This window comes from Streptomyces incarnatus, assembly GCF_001027185.1.
In the GTDB taxonomy this organism is placed as follows: domain Bacteria; phylum Actinomycetota; class Actinomycetes; order Streptomycetales; family Streptomycetaceae; genus Streptomyces; species Streptomyces puniciscabiei.
Genome location: NZ_CP011497.1, coordinates 6108885 through 6125898, shown reverse-complemented (window position 1 = coordinate 6125898; position 17014 = coordinate 6108885). Strand labels below are relative to the sequence as shown.

Here is a 17014-nt window from a genome sequence, read left to right as displayed (position 1 = left end):
TGCTGCCCCGCAAGGAAGTCAGAGGAGTTCCATGGGACGCAACACACGAAAACGCCGTACGCCGCTGGCCGCCAAGGCCATAGCCGCATCGGCGGCCCTAGCGCTCGGTGGGGGCGGGCTGATCTGGGCGAACTTCTATGCCTCTGCGCATGAGTCGAACAACCAGTCGTGGGGAGGCAACCAGACGAAAGCCGCGACGGCGCAGGTCGCGACGATCTCCTGCCCGGACGTCGGCCAGAAGCTGACGAACGTGCCGAACGCGGCCCGCCAGGGCGTGGCGACCGAGCTGGCCAACCTCGACCGGCAGATCACCGAGGCCTACAACCGGCTCGCCTCCACGCGCAACGCGCAGGCCAAGGATCCGAGCTTCGTGCAGAACGCGATCGTCGGCCCCCTCAAGGACAAGCGGGCGGCGACGATCGACCGGATCCGGATCGACGTCCAGCGCGTCGGCGGCACCTTCAACACCGCCCTGTCGCAGCTCGCCGCCTGTACGACGCAGACCGCGAATCAGACCACCGCCGGGGGGAACAGCGGTGGCCAGCAGCAGAACAACGGCGGCCAGCAACAGGGCGGCCAGCAGCAAGGCGGTCAGCAGCAGGGCGGCCAGCAACAGGGCGGTCAACAGCAAGGTGGCCAGCAGCAGGGCGGTCAGCAGCAGGGCAACAACGGCGGGCAGGCCGGTGACGGCCCGGCCGCGGCGGACTTCGTGGACATCACCAAGGTCGCTCCGAACGTCCTGTCCAAGCCGAACAAGACCCCCAACGCCTCGACGGGCACCTTCACCACCCGCTGCGGTGTGAACGCGAACCAGAACCACAACAGCGACAACGTGATCGTCGCGCCCGGCGTGACCAACGGTGCCCACCACGTGCACGACTACGTCGGCAACCAGAAGGTCAACGCGTTCTCCAGCAACCAGACGTTCCTGCAGGGCGGCACCAGCTGCCAGAACCGCAACGACCTGTCGGCGTACTACTGGCCGGTCATCCGCGAGCAGGACGGCACCCAGGAGAAGGACGCGGGCGCGGACGGCGGTGGCAAGGACCTCAACGTCGGCAAGATCCTGGTCGCCCAGCAGGCCCAGATCAAGTACGTGGGCAGCCCGGCGAGCAAGGTCGTCGCGATGCCGCAGTTCCTGCGGATCATCACCGGTGACGCCAAGGCCTTCGTCAACGGTCCCGCCAACGCCAACGCGCACTGGAGCTGCACCGGCTTCGAGAACCGGGTGCAGCTGACCGACAAGTACCCGATCTGCCCGCAGGGCAGCAACGTGGTGCGCTCGTTCGCCTTCCAGAGCTGCTGGGACGGCCAGAACATCGACAGCGCCAACCATCGCACGCACGTGGCCTTCGCCGACCCCGCGAGCGGTGTCTGCCCGAACGGCTTCAAGGCGATCCCGCAGCTGACGATGCGCCTGGTCTACAACGTGCCGCAGCCCGTCATCCAGGCGGACGGCACGGTGAAGAACGCCTACGCGGTCGACGGCTTCCCGGAGGAGCTGCACAAGCCGATCACCGACCACGACGACTTCATCAGCGTCACGACCGGTGGCCTGGCGAACCGGATCGCCAACTGCATCAACAGCGGCCGGAACTGCGCATGACCGCCTGACGCGGGCCACGAGACGAGGCCGGTGACGGACCCCCCTCCCGTCACCGGCCTTTCTCGTGCGCATCAGCCGCCGTGCGCTGAACGGTCCCCGCCGCCGTGCCCTGATCGGTCCCAGCCGCGCGCCCGGAACGGTCTCAGCCGCCGTGCCCGGAATGGGACGCGTGGCCGGCGTGGTTCGTGCCGATCTCCACGTCCCCGCCGAGCGTGCCGCGCAGCGCCTTGACCACCCCGTCGTCGCCGACGGCGACCCACTTGCGGCCGACGAGGTAGTAACCGCCGTAGTCCTTCGCGTCGTTGATCCACTCGCGCTGGCCGCGGTCGGTGGAGAACGTGGCGAGGATGAACTTCCCGTCGGTGTTCGTGCAGATGGCCTGGCGGATCGTGTCGGCGTCGGTCTGCATGTTCGGCTTGCACTTCACCTCGGCGGCCAGGCTCTCCAGGCTGCCGGTCGCGGTGGGCGGGACCGCCTTGGTGTCCCCGCCCGAACCGCAGCCCGCCAGCGCCAGTACGGCCGCAGCACAGAGCACCGCACGTGTCACCCTCATCTGTTCCTCCGGTCCTGTGGGCCAAGCATGCCTCAGCTCCTTCGGATACGGCTGCCGGCCGCCGTCCGCTCAAATCCGGTGCCGGAGTGGCACGGGTGTGCGAAGGTGGCGCGGTGAACCAGAACTGGGAAGACCGCGTGGCCGCCGCCTGGGCCACCTTCGACGACTATCCGGAAGAGCGCGCCCACGAGTTCCGCGCGGTGATCGACGCCCTGGTCGCCGAGCTGCCGGACGACAGCCCGCTGGGCCCCTTCGAGCAGGCCTGCGCCTGGGACTCGACCGGGCACTCGGACAAGGCGGTGCCGCTGTACCGGGAGGCGCTGGCGCGCGGGCTGAGCGAGGCGAGCCAGTACAAGGGCCGCCGGGCCAAGATCCAGCTGTCCAGCTCGCTGCGGAACATCGGCGAGGCGGAGGAGGGCGTCAAGCTGCTCACCCCCGAGCTGGACGCTCCCTCCGACGAACTGGACGACGCGGTACGGGCCTGTCTCGCCCTGTGCCTGTCCAGCCTCGGCCGCGACCGCGAGGGCCTGTCCCTCGTCCTCTGCGCCCTGGCCCCCCATCTGCCGCGCTACCAGCGGTCGATGGCGAACTACGCCCGCGCGCTGGTCGACCCGCGGGACTGAGGCGGGGCTGCGCACGCCGGCGGACCGACGGCCGAGCCGGCGGACCAAGAGCCGAGCCGACGGTCGGCCGACGGATTGAGCGGCGAGCCGAGAGCCGAGCCCCCGGACTGCCGGCGGACCGGGGGGCGTACCGCCGGTTGGCCGAATCACCCATCCGGTGGTGACCAACCCACGGCTCGCTCGTTCTCCATGACGTGCAGTCACAGGATGTAGCCCAGCGTCACGCACCCGCCTCCGGGAACACCGGACCGTTCGATGTCGAGCAGGCCGAGGCCGCGCTCGTCGAGCACTATCCACGGCTGGTCCGGATCGCCTATCTGGTGCTGCCGCCGGGCCTCGGCCGCAGCCGCCGGGTGCTGACCGCACACTCCCTCGCCCAGCGCGCCCTGCCCAGCGGCCGGGGGCGGCAGGCCGTGATCCCGGCCCAGAGCTCCGAACCCGAGGGCGACCCCGGGTACGCCTTCCTGCGCGAGCGCGTCCTGCGTACGGCGCTGGAGGCCGCCCGGCCCCGCAAGGGCCTGCCCCGGCTCTCCCAGCTGCCGCCGCTGCTGCCCCAGGTGTGGGGCCTGAGGCTGTTCCCGCGCTCGGGCGGCGCCGACGAACTCGCCCTGGACCAGCGGCTGTCCGCCCTGTCCGGCCCGGCCCGCGCCGCCTATGTGCTGCGCGGCCTGGAGAAGCTGTCCGACGCGGAGATCCGCAAGGTGCTCACCTCGGCCGGGGTGGACGACCCGGGCGGCGCGCTGGCCTCGGCGAACGGCGTGCCCACGCAGCCCGCGCTGCTCGCCTCCCCCGAGTTCGACCCCTGCCTGCTGCAGGCCCGGCCCACCGATCTGATGCGCCGCCGCCAGCACACCAAGGCCGCGCTCGCCGCCGCCGCGGCCCTCGCGGTCTGCGGGGCCCTGGTCACCCTGCCCTCGGGCGGCTGGGGCCCGGACGGCGCCGCCGCGCCCGTCTACGCCGGGAACCCGGCCGCCGAGGCCGCCCTCGACCCCGCCCGGCTGATCCAGGTCTCCCCCGCCGACTGGAAGACCGCCGCCCGCACGGACTTCTCGGTGTGGCCCGCGCGCGGCCCGCTCACCGGGGACACGGACCTGCTGCGCCGCGCCCTCGCGGTGTGGGCCCGCCCCGGCGCCACGGTCCACGTCTCGGCGACCCCCGGCACCCAGACCGGCGGCCCGGCCGGCCCGCCCCAGCTGCTGTACGCGGGCCAGGTGGCGGGCGCCCGCGTGGTGCTGCTCTACGACGGCCTGCGCATCGCCCGTTACGCCGAGCCGGTCGACGGCACCCAGGGCGCGGCCCTCGACCTCGCCCGGGTCGACGGCGCGACCGGCGCCGAGGCGAGCGCGCTGGTGCTGGGCCGCTCCGACGGCAACGCCCAGTACCTGACCGCACCCTGGGTCAGGAAGGTGGCCTCCCGGAACCTGATGAAGCCGGACGCGGACCCGACCCCGGTGAAGGTCACCGACGGCATCACCGCGCCGCTGGCCAGCCCCGCGCTGCAGCCCGGCAGGTGCACCTCCTGGACCGTGCTCCAGCTGACCGGCGCCTCCGGTACGTCACTCACCACCGACCTGGGCGAGCTGGTACCGGCCCACCTCACCGCGGGCCGGCCCGGCTCGCCCGGCGAGGCGTCCGGACCGGCCGGGCTGCGGGCCTGGGCGCCGTTCGCCTGTGCGCTGGACGCGGCGCGCTCCGGCGGGGTGCGCAGCGTCAACGCCTGGTCGTTCGCCGGCCAGCCGCTGCCCGACGGCAGCGGATCGGCCTCCTGGGTGTGCGCCAGGGCCGAGACCTGGCGCGGTGACGGCACGGGCTCGCTGGCCCTGTTCGGCCTGCCGGGCCGTCCGGTCGGGGCGCTGGTCGCCAGGGGCACGGACGCGCGGGCCTGCGGGCCACGTGACCCCCATGTGCTCGCCGGAGTGCTGTGGAAGTCCGCGGCCGGGCACTGGTACCTGCTGGCGGCGGGCGACAAGGACACGGCGTCGATCCAGGCGGGCGGCGGGGTCACCGCGGCCGGTCAGGGGCAGTTCCTGGTGGCCCGGGCCAAGCAGGGCGCCCGGGCCACGCTGAAGGGCACGCTGACGGACGGGACCGAGGTCGACGGGTTGAAGTAGGCGCCATGGAGTGGGCCCCCGGAAGAGCCACCTTTATTGACACCGGCGTAAACAAGCCCTGTCGCAGGGGTTCTCAGCGGGCCTACCCGTCAGTACATTGACGCCATGTCTAACACGCAGGCCCGGGTGCCGCTCAAGGCACGCAAGGTGTCCTTCTCCTGGGACGGCACGCCGCTGCACTGGGTGCCGGAGGATCCGTTCACCACGCACACCATCAACGTGCTGCACCTGCTGCTGCCCGCCGGTGAGCGGTGGTTCGTGCACGTGTACAAGCAGGTGCTGCCGTACATACGCGACGAGCGGCTCCGCGAGGACGTCATCGGGTTCATCGGCCAGGAGGCCATGCACTCCCAGGCCCATGACGAGGTGCTGCCGCACCTGCGCGAGCAGGGGCTCGACCCGACGCCGTACACCGCGCAGGTCGACTGGTTCTTCGAGAAGCTGCTCGGGGACCGGACGCTGCCGCCGGGCAGGCCGCGCCGGTGGTGGCTGATGGAGCGGGTCGCGCTCATCGCGGCGATCGAGCACTACACCGCGTTCCTCGGCAACTGGGTGCTCAACGCCGAGGAGCTGGACCGGCGCGGCGCCGACCCGACCATGCTGGACCTGCTGCGCTGGCACGGCGCGGAGGAGGTCGAGCACCGCTCGGTCGCCTTCGAGCTGTTCCTGCACGTCGACGGCAGTTACCGGCGGCGCGTACGGACCTGGGCCACCGCCTTCTCGGCGCTGGTGTTCCTGTGGCAGCGCGGGGCGCGGTTCTTCATGGAGAACGACCCGACCCTCATCGACGGCAAGGCCACCTTCAAGGACTTCTACGTCCGCGGCAGGCGGGGCCTGCTGCCCTCGACCGGGGACATGCTCCGGTCCATCCCCCGCTATCTGAGCCGTGACTACCATCCCTCGCAGGTGGGCGACACCGAGCAGGCCGTCGCCTACCTGGCCTCCTCACCGGCGGCCACGGCGGCGGAGAAGAGGGCCGCCTGATGCCGAAGCTGCGCAACGCCGTGCTCGTCGCGGGCGCCGCCCTGCTGGCCCGGCAGGCCCTGCGCCGCCGCATCCAGGCCTCGCCGCTGTGGCCGCTGCCCGCACTGGAGGAGCCCACCTCGGGCCGGCCGCGCTCGCGGGCCCTGCGGCTGCTGGTGACCTCGCACGAGACGGTGGCCGAAGGGGTGGTCCAACTCCGCCTGGAAGGGCGGGACTTGCCGCGCTGGGAGCCCGGGGCGCATCTCGACCTCGTGCTGCCGTCGGGGCTCGTCCGGCAGTACTCGCTGTGCGGCGACCCGGAGGACACCTCCTCGTACACCGTCGCGACCCGGCTGGTCGCCGGCGGGCGGGGCGGCTCGCGCGAGGTGCACGAGCAGGTGACGGAGGGCATGGAGCTTCAGGTACGGGGGCCGCGGAACCGTTTTCCGCTGGTCGAGGCGGAGTCGTACGTCTTCGTCGCCGGCGGGATCGGGATCACCCCGCTGCTGCCGATGCTGCGGGCACTCCCCGACGGTGCCGAGTGGCGGCTGCTGTACGCGGGGCGCGACAGGGCCTCGATGCCGTTCCTGGAGGAGGTCGAGAAGCTGGGCGGTGACCGGGTGACCGTCGTGGAGGGTCGGCCGGACCTCGACGCGCTGGACGTGGGTGAGGGCGCCGCCGTCTACTGCTGCGGGCCCGAGGGGCTCATGACGGCCGTCGCGGAGCGCTTCCCGGACGTCCGCCTGGAACGGTTCGCGCCGCGTACGTCGTCCGACGGCAACGCGGAGTTCGAGGTCGAACTCCGGCGCAGCGGACGGACGGTGACCGTGCCCGCCGACTCCACCGTGCTGGCCGCCGTACGCCGGGAACTGCCGGACACCGCCTACTCCTGCGAGCAGGGCTTCTGCGGGACCTGCCAACAGCGGGTACTGGGAGGGGAGATCGACCACCGCGACGAGCTGCTGACCGACGAGGAGCGCGCCGACTCGATGCTGATCTGCGTCTCGCGGGCCCGAAGCGATCGTTTGGTGCTCGACATGTGAACACCCGCGGTCGAACCCGATCGGTAAGGTGTGCCCATGAGTACCGGGGTTCGCCGCAGGATGGGCGTCGAGGAGCGGCGGCAGCAGCTGATCGGCGTCGCCCTCGACCTGTTCAGCCGACGCTCGCCCGACGAAGTCTCCATCGACGAGATAGCGACGGCCGCGGGCATCTCGCGGCCGCTCGTCTACCACTACTTCCCCGGCAAACTCAGCTTGTACGAGGCCGCGTTGAAGCGTGCCGCGGAGGATCTCGCGGGCCGCTTCGCCGAGCCGCACGAGGGCCCGCTCGGCGCGCGGCTGCTGCGGGTGATGGGCCGCTTCTTCGACTTCGTGGACGAGCACGGCCCCGGTTTCTCGGCGCTGATGCGCGGCGGCCCGGCCGTCTCCGCGGACGGGGTCAGCTCGAAGGACCACGTGTCGGCCACGAACGCCCTCATCGACTCCGTGCGCCAGGCCGCGTACGAGCAGATCCTCGCGCACCTCGGCGTCACCGACGCCTCCCCGCGCCTGGAGCTGGTCATCCGCTCCTGGATCTCGCTCGCCGAGTCCACCGCGCTGCTCTGGCTGGACGGCCGGCGCATCCCGCGCGCCGAGCTGGAGATCCAGCTGGTGCACGACTTCGCCGCGCTGGCCGCGGTCAGCGCCGCCTACGACGAGGGCATGGCGACCCTGCTGAAGGAGATGGTCAAGGACGAGCCGGCCGACGGCCCCTTCGCGGAGCTCGTCGGCCGGCTGCTGTCCCTGGCGCCCTGAACTACCGGTCGAACTTCCGGTACGACGGGTCCAGGTCGCGGACCTCGGCGGAGGCGTGCAGCAGCGGGAACGCCACGTCCGCCACATGCCTGCGCAGCAGTTCCAGCGCCGCCTCCGTCAGCCTCGCCTTGGTCTCGTCGCTGCGGCCGGCGAGGAGCCCGATGGTCACGTGCACGATGGCGTGACCGCGCACCCCCGGGTCCTCGTACCCGTACGCCGTCTGCGCGCTCGACCGGAACAGCGTCTTGCAGGCCTCCGGCTTCGCCGCCGCGATCTCCACGGTCGCCTCGTGCAGCGCCCGCGCGAAGCCCGCCCGGTCGAAGGCGTTCTCCATGGTGTCGGAGTAGTCGACGGTGATCTGCGGCATTGCGCACTCCTGTTCTACGGCAACGGACCCGACCCTACTTCGCCACCCGGCTGAACACCGCCACCGTCCGCGCCGGGACGCTGAACGTGCCCGTACCGGCCGCGTAGGCGGAGGTCTTCACCACCGGGTCGGCGCCGGAGGCCTGCACCGGGTGCAGCCGGTACCGCGTCCCGGCCAGGTCGCCGATCCGCTGCTCCTGCCGCTGCGGGGTGGCGTTGAAGACGACGACCAGGTCACCGAGCTTCATCGTGATCACCCCCGGCGTCTCGTCCTTGCCGGACAGCGGGAAGGACAGCTGGTCCTGCACCTGCGCGGCCGTGCCGAGCGAGAACGCCTTCTCTGTCGTGCGGATCCTCAGCAGCTCCCGGTAGGCGGCGGAGGCGCCGGTGATCTGCGGGCAGCCGACCTTCACGCTCGTGAGCAGCGGCCGGGCGTAGTCCCACTTGGACTGGTTGTCGGCCGCCATGGGCAGCCCGCGCCCGAAGCCGTTGCCGTCGGCGCAGTTCCAGTGGATGGCGTTGAACCAGTCCCCGCTGTCGAAGGAGTTGCGGTCCAGCGACTTCGAGCGCAGCAGGTCGGTGCCCGCCTGGGACAGGGCCGGCCCCTGCGACAGGGCGGCCGTGGCCATCGCCAGGACCTGCATGCGGGCCCGGTCGGAGGCGGAGGTGTCCTTCGGGAGCTTGTAGGTCAGGGCGTCGAACAGCGACTCGTTGTCGTGCGCGTCCACGTAGGCGAGGGCGTCGCCGGGCGCGTCCGCGTAACCGGCGGGCGAGCCGTTGTAGTCGATCTCCGCTCCGGTGACCTCCTTGCCGTCGGTGTCGGTGAAGTGGTACTTCGCCAGGTTGCCGCTCAGCCCGACCTTGATCAGGTCCTGGTAGTGCAGGAGGCGGGCCTTCTGCTCGTCCTTGGTGCCGTTGGCGGTGGAGGAGTTGGGGTCGGTGTACAGCCCGGACGCGAAGCCCTGGACGCCGGGGTCGGAGTCGAAGGGGCTGCCGCCGCGCACCGCGTCACGGGCGCGGTCGGAGAAGGTGGCGATGCCGGTGCCGGCCATGTTCTTCTGCGTGGCCTGCACGAACCGGGCGTCGTTCGCGACCTCGCCGAAGTTCCAGCCCTCGCCGTACAGGATGATCTTCTTGCCGTCGACGCCGTCCTTGGCGACGGTCAGCGCGTCGAGGGCCTTCCTGACCGCGAGGATGTTGGCCTTCGGGTGGTGTCCCATGAGGTCGAAGCGGAACCCGTCGACCTTGTACTCCTTGGCCCAGGTGACGATCGAGTCCACCACCAGCTTGCCCATCATCGCGTTCTCGGGCGCGGTGTTGGCGCAGCAGGTGCTGTTGGCCACGCTTCCGTCGGCGAGGAGCCGCTGGTAGTAGCCGGGCACGATCCTGTCCAGCACGCTGGTGTCCGCCTGGCCGCCGGCCGCCGTGTGGTTGTAGACGACGTCCATGACGACCCGCAGGCCGTCCTGGTTGAGCGCCTGCACCATCCTGCGGAACTGGACCGTACGGGCGGTGCCGTCCGGGTCGGTGGCGTACGAGCCCTCGGGAACCGTGAAGTGGTACGGGTCGTAGCCCCAGTTGTAGGCGTCCTTCGCGGCGGTCTTCGCCACGCACTCCTGCTGCTTGTCGGAGTCGGCCGCGTAGGAGGCCAGGTCGCAGTCGGTGCTCGCCTGGTCGGCCTTCTTCTCGGGGACCGTGGCGAAGTCGAAGGCGGGCAGCAGGTGGACGTACGACGTGCCCGCCTTGGCCAGCTCCCGCAGGTGCCTGGACCCGTCGCTGCTGCTGTCGGTGAAGGCCAGGTAGGTGCCCTGGTCCCGCGCCGGGACGGTCTTGTCGGCGACCGAGAAGTCCCGGATGTGCAGCTCCTGGATCTGCGCGTCCTTCAGCGGTACGGCCCTGGGCTTGTGCAGGGCCGACCAGCCGCTCGGGGCGAGGGCCTTGTCGTTCAGGTCGACGACGAGGCTCCGCTCGGAGTTCGCGGTCAGGGCGACCGAGTAGGGGTCGGTCACCTTGTTGGTCACCATCTTGCGGACGCTGGGCGCCCACACCTTCACGACGTACCGGTAGGGCTTGCCCTTCCAGGACGCCGGACCGGTGACGGACCAGACGCCGGTGGTGTCGTCGCGGTGCATGGCGTGGGCCGAGCCGTCCAGCTCCAGGGACACGCTCTGCGCGGTCGGCGCCCACACGGAGAGCGTCGGCCTGCCGTCGTGGAAGACCGGGCCGAGCGCGGCCTTGGTGGCGCCGGGGTAGAGGTCGTCCAGCACGCCCGCGATCTGCACGCCGGTCGCGGCCAGGACGGCCCCGTTGGCGGCCCGCTGCGAGGCCACCAGCTGGCCCTTCAGCGCGTCACGCACCCGGTCCCGGTCGCGCGGGTCGACGGACCAGGCGGTGTAGTCCTTCAGGTGCGGGAACCTCGCCTTCTGGGCGTCGGTCAGCGTGGTCTTCTCCAGCCGGATCCAGCGCTCGTCGTCGCTGGTCAGCGCCCCGTCCTTGACGGCGATCGAGCCGTCGAGGGAGTACAGCAGCTGGGTGGAGGCGGCGCCGTCCGCGCCGTTCCAGGCGACGGTGTCCCGGTCGATCCAGATCGCCTTGGAGGTGCTCAGGTCGAGGGCGGCCGTGCTGCCCGCCGGCTGCGGCAGCAGGTACTTCTCCTGCCCGTTCAACAGCCACACCTCGTAGCCGTTGGCCTTGAGGTCCAGGGACTGGTCGGCGGGCAGGTCCTTGTCGTCGCCCTTGTGGATGATGTAGCTGAGGCTGGTGGCACCCTCGGTGAGCGGCACCTCGAAGACCGCGCCATAGGCATCAGTCTTCACCGGCTTCAGCGGGTTCGACCAGTCGGTGGGGTGCGCGGCACCCGTCCACACGTGCAGGCCCCAGCCGTCGTAGTTCCCGTCGGCGCGGTGGTAGTGGATGACCGCCTTGGCCTTGTCCTGCGCCGGGTAGTCGGGCCTCTGGGTCAGTACGTCAGGCTTCCCCTGCTCGACCCAGACCTCACCCGTCTTGGTGACGTCGATGCTCCGGTCGGCGGAGACGTCCTTGTTCCCGTTCTTGTCGACGACCAGGAAGCCCACGTTCGAGGCGCCCGGCTTGAGCTTGACATAGGCGAAGGCGCCCCAGGCGTCCCGGCCGACGAAGGGGTGGCCGGCCGGCCAGGTGGTCGCCTCGCCGTCGGCGAGGTCGCCCCAGGCGTACAGGCCCCAGGTGTCGTAGTCGCCGTCGGTGCGCTGGTAGTGGACGATCGCGTAGTCACGCGAGGAGGCCGTGGGGACCTCGGGCGCGGCCGGGGTGCCGGAGGCGCTGCTCGCCGTGGCGCTCGCGGTGTGCCCGGCGGAGTCGACCACGACGGCCTTGTAGCGCAGCGCGGTCCCGGCGGGGACGTCCTTGCCGAGGGTCTGGGTGACCTTGTACGGGGCGTGGTCGGCGGAGCCGAGCACCTGCCACTTGGCGTCTTTGACCTGGGCGGCGAAGACGACCCGGTTCAGCTGACCGCCGTCGACGTCGGCGCCGACCTCCACCGTGCCGGTGGCTCCGGCGGCCGGGGCCTTCAGGGTGATCGTCGGCACGGCGGCGGGCCGGGTGAGGGTGCCGGTGGCCTTGTAGACGACGGCGGACTCGGCCGGGACGGTGACGGTGACCTTGCGGTCGCCGTCGGAGGTCACGGTGCCGGTGGCGCCGTGGATGCCCCGGTACGACATGTCCGCCGAACCGGTCGCGAAGGTCGCCGTCTTCTCCGTGTCCGCGTTGTTGAGGGCGACGACGTACTCCTGCCCGGTCTTCGCGTCCGTGCGGGTGAAGGCGTAGATCCCGGCGCCGTCGGCGGCGTAGCGCTGGGTCTGGACGCCGTCGGTCAGGGCCGGGTTGGCCTTGCGCAGCTCGGACAGCGCGGCGATCTGCCGGTAGAGGGGCGCTGAGGTGTCGTAGGAGTCGCTGGCGTGGGTGCGGTCGGTGCCGATCTCGTCGTCGTCCAGGTAGTCGGCGACCTTGGAGGCGAACATGGTCTGGCGGGCGTCCTTGTCGCCACCGGAGCCGGTGAAGCCCTGCTCGTCGCCGTAGTAGACGACCGGGTTGCCGCGGCTGAGGAACATCAGCTCGTTGGCGAGCTCGTCCTTCTTCAGGACCTCGGCGTCGGACGCCTTCGGGTTGTCCTGCTTCAGGAAGTACCCGATGCGGCCCATGTCGTGGTTGCCGAGGAAGGTGACCTGCTCGTACGCGTTGGCCTTGTCGGTCGTGTACTTGTAGTCGTCGCCGAAGACGCCCGCCAGCTTCTGGGCGCTCGCGCCCTGGGAGGCGTAGGCGCGGGCCGCGTCCTGGAACGGGAAGTCGAGGGTGGCGTCGAGGCGGCCCTGGGTGACGTACGGGGACGTGATGGAGGTGTCGGCGGAGTAGACCTCGCCGAACATGAAGAAGTTCTTCCGCCCGCGCTCGGCCGCGTACTTGTCCAGCGCGGTCGCCCACTGGGTCCAGAACGGCATGTCGACGTGCTTGACGGTGTCGATCCGGAAGCCGTCGACGGCGAAGTCCTTCACCCACCGCTCGTAGATCTTCTCCATGCCGTGCACGACCTCGGGCCGCTCGGTCCACAGGTCGTCCAGGCCGGAGAAGTCGCCGTAGGTGGTGGACTCTCCGGCGTACGTCGAGTCGCCCCGGTTGTGGTACATCGTCGGGTCGTTGAGCCAGGCCGGGACCTTGCTGTCGCTCGTGACCCTCGGGGTGTACGGGAAGGAGGCGCGGGAGACGGCCGGGAACTTCTTGCCGCCGGCCGCGTAGTCGGCGTCGTCGAAGGGCCTGCCGTCCTTGGTGAGGTAGGGGAAGGCGCCCTTGGAGAGGTAGTCGGAGGACTTCTCCTCGTAGCTCACGACGTCGGCGGTGTGGTTGGTGATGACGTCGAAGAAGACCTTCATGCCCTTGGCGTGCGCCGTGGAGATGAGGGTCTTGAGGTCGGCGTTGGTACCGAAGTGCGGGTCGACCTGGGTGAAGTCGGTGATCCAGTACCCGTGGTAGCCGGCGGAGGCGTTGGCGCCGGTGCCCTGCACGGGACGGTTCTTGAAGATGGGGGCCATCCAGATGGCGGTGGTGCCCAGGCCCTTGATGTAGTCGAGCTTCCTGGTCAGGCCCTTGAGGTCGCCGCCCTGGTAGAAGCCCTTGTCGGTGGGGTCGTAGCCGGTGCTGAGTCGCGAACCGGTCAGGCCGCCTTTGTCGTTGGATGTGTCCCCGTTGGCGAAACGATCCGGCATGACGAAGTAGAACTGCTCACGCGTGTCGTCATGCCGGGCCGGCACGGCGGCGAGCCTCGCGTCCGAAGGAGGCGCGGGCGGCGGGGAGGCCGCCTGCGCGGCCAGTGGCTGGATCAGGGCGGCGGCAAGGGCCATGGCGGTGACGGCCGCGGCCCGTCTCGCTCTCGGTATCACAGGCGGTAACTCCTAGCGCATGCGGCTCTTTTGGGTCCGACCCCGCGCGACCGTATCGCCGCCGAAAGGTTTACAGCAAGAGTCTTGAAACTGATGGCAAGAGATTTCACGAGGCCGGGACGAACCGCTCGTACGCGACGGGCAGTTCGTCCGGCCACGCGACGGGCGGCACCTGGAAGTAGGCGTCCGGGCTCAGCAGCTCGGCTTGCCGGCGTAGATCGCGAGCGCCGTGTTCGAGCCCAGGGTGGCGGTGAACTGCCCACTGGAGTTCACCGTCACCGTCGTGTTGTTCTGGACGTTGCAGTACGTCCCGGCGGGCAGCGAGGTCTGGTACGTCCGGGTCAGTGACGAGGACTCGTGGTTGATCGCCACATACCCCTTGCTCCCCCGCCCGAACGCGATCGCGTTGTTGCCGTCGTCCCACCAGTTGGTGACCGACTGGCCGCGCGTCGCGTTGCGGAAGGCGACCATGCGGATGATCTCCGGCCAGGCGTGCTGGCACTTCCAGCCGTCCTGCCAGCAGGCATTGGCCTGGCCGCCGTTGGGCGGGCCCGCGTCCGCGTCGGACCACTCGTAGCCCGAGTTGATGTCGGGCGCGCCGTAGGGCCAGGCGAGCATGAAGACGTTGGCCAGGGTGTAGTCGGCGCCGTCCTTGTAGTTGAGGGTGGAGCCGTTGCGCTCGGTGTCGTGGTTGTCGACGAAGACGCCGGCCACCGAGCTGCTGAGATAGCCCCAGCCCTCTCCGAAGTTGGTCAGGTAGGCCAGCTTCTCGTTGGTGAAGACCCGCTTGAGGTCGTAGGCGTAGCGGAACTCCTGGACGTCTCCGTTGCCGGTGTACTCGGAGGGCTGGACGGCCTCGTTCGCGCCGTAGATGACCTCCTGCTTCCAGTACACGGACGGGTTGGTCAGGCGGGACTTGATGTTCGCCAGGTCCTCCGCCGGGATGTGCTTGGCCGCGTCGATGCGGAAGCCGTCGGCGCCCAGCGAGAGCAGGTCGTTCATGTAGCCGGCGATCGTCTTGCGGACGTACTCCTCGCCGGTGTCCAGGTCGGCGAGGCCGACGAGTTCGCAGTGCTGGACGTTCCAGCGGTCCTGGTAGTTGGTGACCTGGGAGGTGCAGTCGTCGAAGTCGGGGTACGAGTACAGGCCGGGGTAGTCGTACTTGCTGTACGTCGAGCCGCCGGTGCCGGTGCCGCTGCCCGCCGACATGTGGTTGACGACGGTGTCGACGACGACCTTGAGGCCGGCCGCGTGACAGGTGTCGATCATGTTCTTGAAGGCGGCGCGGTCGCCGAGGCGGCCCGCGATCTTGTACGACACCGGCTGGTACGACGTCCACCACTGCGGGCCCTGTATGTGCTCGGCGGGCGGGGAGACCTGGACGTAGCCGTAGCCGGCGGGGCCGAGGGTGCTGGTGCACTCGCGGGCCACCGAGGCGTAGTTCCACTCGAAGAGGACGGCGGTGACGTCCTTGGTGCCGGGCGGGGAGGCGTCTGCGGTGGTCGGGTTCATGCCAACCAGAGCGGCGGCCGTGAGGGCGACCACCGTGGGGAGGGTTCTGCGTGCCATGTGGGGGTCCTTCGTCCTTGAAGGCTGGGAAAGACCGCTTGAAGACGCTTGCTGCAATGTTTCAGCAAACTTGCGGTGACGCAGATGTTAAAGGCCCGCCGCCTGAAAGGCAGCGGGCCGTTGTGAAGTTGATGCAAGAACTTTCAGAGGGGCGGTCAGGCCGTCGGTCAGACGGCCGTGAACCACACCGTCGTGTCGGCGGGCACCTTCGTCTCGTCGTCGGCCTCGGTCACCTCACCGCTGGCGAGCAGCACCCGTCCGTACGCGGGGGTCGTCACCGCCTCCCCCGTCGCGTTCGCGACGCACACGAACTCCCCGCGCCGGAAGGCCAGGACGCCCTCGGGCGCCCGCAGCCACTCCACCGCGTCGCCCGCGCCGAGGTCCGGCCGGGCACGGCGCGCGCTCAGCGCGGACCGGTACAGCTCCAGCGTCGAGCCGGGGTCCCCCGTCTGCGCCTCCACGCTCAGCTCGCCCCAGCTCGCCGGCTGCGGAAGCCAGCTGCCGCCGCTGCCGAAGCCGTACGACGACCCCGTGCGGGTCCACGGGATCGGCACCCGGCAGCCGTCGCGGAAGCCGTCCTGCCCGGCGCCGCGGAAGTACGCCGGGTCCTGGCGCACCTCGTCGGGCAGGTCCACGACGTCGGGCAGGCCCAGTTCCTCGCCCTGGTAGATGTACGCAGAGCCGGGCAGCGCCAGCATGAGGAGGGTGGCGGCGCGGGCCCGGCGCAGGCCCAGTTCGCGGTCGCCCGCGGTGCGGATCTGGGTGCCGAGGCCGGGCGGGTTGGCGAAGCGGGTGGCGTGCCGGGTGACGTCGTGGTTGGACAGGACCCAGGTGGCCGGGGCGCCGACCGGGCGCATGGCCTCCAGGGTGCGGTCGATGACCGCGCGCAGCTCCTCGGCGTCCCACTCGGTGCCGAGGTACTGGAAGTTGAAGGCCTGGTGCAGTTCGTCCGGGCGGACGTAGTGGGCGGTGCGCTCGACGGTCGGGGTCCAGGCCTCGGCGACGAAGATGCGTTCACCGGCATACTCGTCCAGGATCCGGCGCCACTGGCGGTAGATCGCGTGCACGCCGTCCTGGTCGAAGAACGGCATGACATCGTTGCCCAGCAGTTTCAGCTGGTCGTGGGAGCCGAGGTCGGGCAGGCCGTCGGCCTTGACCAGGCCGTGGGCCACGTCGATGCGGAAGCCGTCCACGCCCATGTCCAGCCAGAAGCGGAGGATGGAGCGGAACTCGTCGCCGACGGCCGGGTGTTCCCAGTTGAAGTCGGGCTGCTCGGGCGCGAAGAGGTGCAGGTACCACTCGCCGGGGGTGCCGTCGGGCTCGGTCACCCGGGTCCAGGCGGGGCCGCCGAAGATGGACTCCCAGTCGTTGGGCGGGAGTTCGCCGTTCTTCCCCTTGCCGGGGCGGAAGTGGTAGCGCTCGCGCAGCGGGGAGCCGGGGCCCTCGGCGAGGGCGCGCTTGAACCACTCGTGCTGGTCGGAGGAGTGGTTGGGGACCAGGTCCACGATGATGCGCAGGCCGTGGGCGTGCGCGTCGCGGATCAGGGCGTCGGCGTCGAGCAGGTTGCCGAACATGGGGTCGACGGCGCGGTAGTCGGCGACGTCGTAGCCGGCGTCGGCCTGCGGGGAGGCGTAGAAGGGGCTGAGCCACACGGCGTCGACACCGAGGTCGCGCAGGTACGGCAGGCGGGAGCGTACGCCCTCCAGGTCGCCCATGCCGTCGCCGTTGCTGTCGGCGAAGCTGCGCGGATAGACCTGGTAGATGACGGCGTCCCGCCACCAGTCGCGGCGGCGGTCGGCGACGGCGGATGCGGCGGCTGCGGCGGAGTGGTGGGCCGGTGCGGCAGGGTGCTGCTGGCTCATGGCGTCCTTGATGCGTTGCGTAACAGGGTCATGGTGGGCGTGGGTCAGCGGCGGGCCGGGGGTGCGAGGCGGCCGCGGTGACAGCGGGGTCGGATGGTCACCGCGGCCGCCTACCCGCGCGGTGAGGCGCGCGGGAGTCCTTCAGGGAAAGGGA

General features: G+C 70.7%; 11 protein-coding genes. 6 read left to right on the top strand and 5 right to left on the bottom strand.

Annotated elements, in window-relative coordinates; genetic code table 11:
- Positions 1-31 precede the first annotated feature (31 nt).
- The gene (locus ABB07_RS27655) at positions 32-1606 is read left to right on the top strand and encodes a DUF1996 domain-containing protein (RefSeq protein WP_208901253.1); all 1575 of its coding nucleotides are present in this window, start codon (positions 32-34) and stop codon (positions 1604-1606) included.
- Positions 1607-1748: 142 nt separating this feature from the next.
- Here the strand turns inward: ABB07_RS27655 and ABB07_RS27650 are convergent, their stop codons facing one another.
- A complete protein-coding gene (locus ABB07_RS27650; protein ID WP_208901252.1) occupies positions 1749-2159 on the bottom strand; it encodes a hypothetical protein in 411 nt (136 codons plus the stop codon).
- Between the two features lie 113 nt (positions 2160-2272).
- On the opposite strand from ABB07_RS27650, the gene ABB07_RS27645 reads away from it, so the two are divergent.
- The 5 genes from ABB07_RS27645 to ABB07_RS27625 all read left to right on the top strand — a co-directional run bounded on the left by ABB07_RS27645 (position 2273) and on the right by ABB07_RS27625 (position 7652).
- Complete coding sequence (locus ABB07_RS27645) at positions 2273-2782, top strand: tetratricopeptide repeat protein (protein WP_425264768.1); 510 nt, start codon at positions 2273-2275, stop codon at positions 2780-2782.
- Between the two features lie 194 nt (positions 2783-2976).
- Positions 2977-4893, top strand: coding sequence for a hypothetical protein (locus ABB07_RS27640; RefSeq protein WP_208901251.1), 1917 nt, complete (start codon positions 2977-2979; stop codon positions 4891-4893).
- A 105-nt stretch (positions 4894-4998) separates the two neighbouring features.
- On the top strand, positions 4999-5877 hold the full coding sequence (locus ABB07_RS27635) for a metal-dependent hydrolase (protein WP_208901250.1): 879 nt from the start codon (positions 4999-5001) through the stop codon (positions 5875-5877).
- Entirely contained in the window at positions 5877-6899 is a 1023-nt protein-coding gene (locus tag ABB07_RS27630; RefSeq protein WP_208901249.1) for a PDR/VanB family oxidoreductase, read from the top strand. The genes ABB07_RS27635 and ABB07_RS27630 overlap by 1 nt, the downstream gene beginning before the upstream one ends.
- A gap of 36 nt (positions 6900-6935) precedes the next feature.
- On the top strand, positions 6936-7652 hold the full coding sequence (locus ABB07_RS27625) for a TetR/AcrR family transcriptional regulator (protein WP_208901248.1): 717 nt from the start codon (positions 6936-6938) through the stop codon (positions 7650-7652).
- Position 7653: 1 nt separating this feature from the next.
- On the opposite strand, the gene ABB07_RS27620 is transcribed toward ABB07_RS27625, so the two are convergent.
- From ABB07_RS27620 to ABB07_RS27605, 4 genes are all read right to left on the bottom strand, one after another.
- Positions 7654-8019, bottom strand: a complete 366-nt coding sequence (locus tag ABB07_RS27620; RefSeq protein ID WP_208901247.1) for a 5-carboxymethyl-2-hydroxymuconate Delta-isomerase — start codon at positions 8017-8019, stop codon at positions 7654-7656.
- A gap of 34 nt (positions 8020-8053) precedes the next feature.
- On the bottom strand, positions 8054-13390 hold the full coding sequence (gene pulA, locus ABB07_RS27615; protein WP_208901246.1) for a pullulanase-type alpha-1,6-glucosidase: 5337 nt from the start codon (positions 13388-13390) through the stop codon (positions 8054-8056).
- Positions 13391-13621: 231 nt separating this feature from the next.
- Positions 13622-14998 (bottom strand): alpha-amylase, encoded by a 1377-nt coding sequence (locus tag ABB07_RS27610; protein WP_208901245.1) that lies wholly within the window; start codon positions 14996-14998, stop codon positions 13622-13624.
- Between the two features lie 167 nt (positions 14999-15165).
- Complete coding sequence (locus ABB07_RS27605; protein WP_208901244.1) at positions 15166-16860, bottom strand: glycoside hydrolase family 13 protein; 1695 nt, start codon at positions 16858-16860, stop codon at positions 15166-15168.
- Positions 16861-17014: the final 154 nt, after the last annotated feature.

Bases quoted from the DNA above. Each gene is read 5' to 3' on its own strand.
- ABB07_RS27655 (WP_208901253.1), top strand. From the start codon at position 32: ATGGGACGCAACACACGAAAACGCCGTACGCCGCTGGCCGCCAAGGCC.
- ABB07_RS27650 (WP_208901252.1), bottom strand. From the start codon at position 2,159: ATGAGGGTGACACGTGCGGTGCTCTGTGCTGCGGCCGTACTGGCGCTG.
- ABB07_RS27635 (WP_208901250.1), top strand. From the start codon at position 4,999: ATGTCTAACACGCAGGCCCGGGTGCCGCTCAAGGCACGCAAGGTGTCC.
- ABB07_RS27630 (WP_208901249.1), top strand. From the start codon at position 5,877: ATGCCGAAGCTGCGCAACGCCGTGCTCGTCGCGGGCGCCGCCCTGCTG.
- ABB07_RS27625 (WP_208901248.1), top strand. From the start codon at position 6,936: ATGAGTACCGGGGTTCGCCGCAGGATGGGCGTCGAGGAGCGGCGGCAG.
- ABB07_RS27620 (WP_208901247.1), bottom strand. From the start codon at position 8,019: ATGCCGCAGATCACCGTCGACTACTCCGACACCATGGAGAACGCCTTC.
- pulA (WP_208901246.1), bottom strand. From the start codon at position 13,390: ATGGCCCTTGCCGCCGCCCTGATCCAGCCACTGGCCGCGCAGGCGGCC.
- ABB07_RS27610 (WP_208901245.1), bottom strand. From the start codon at position 14,998: ATGGCACGCAGAACCCTCCCCACGGTGGTCGCCCTCACGGCCGCCGCT.
- ABB07_RS27605 (WP_208901244.1), bottom strand. From the start codon at position 16,860: ATGAGCCAGCAGCACCCTGCCGCACCGGCCCACCACTCCGCCGCAGCC.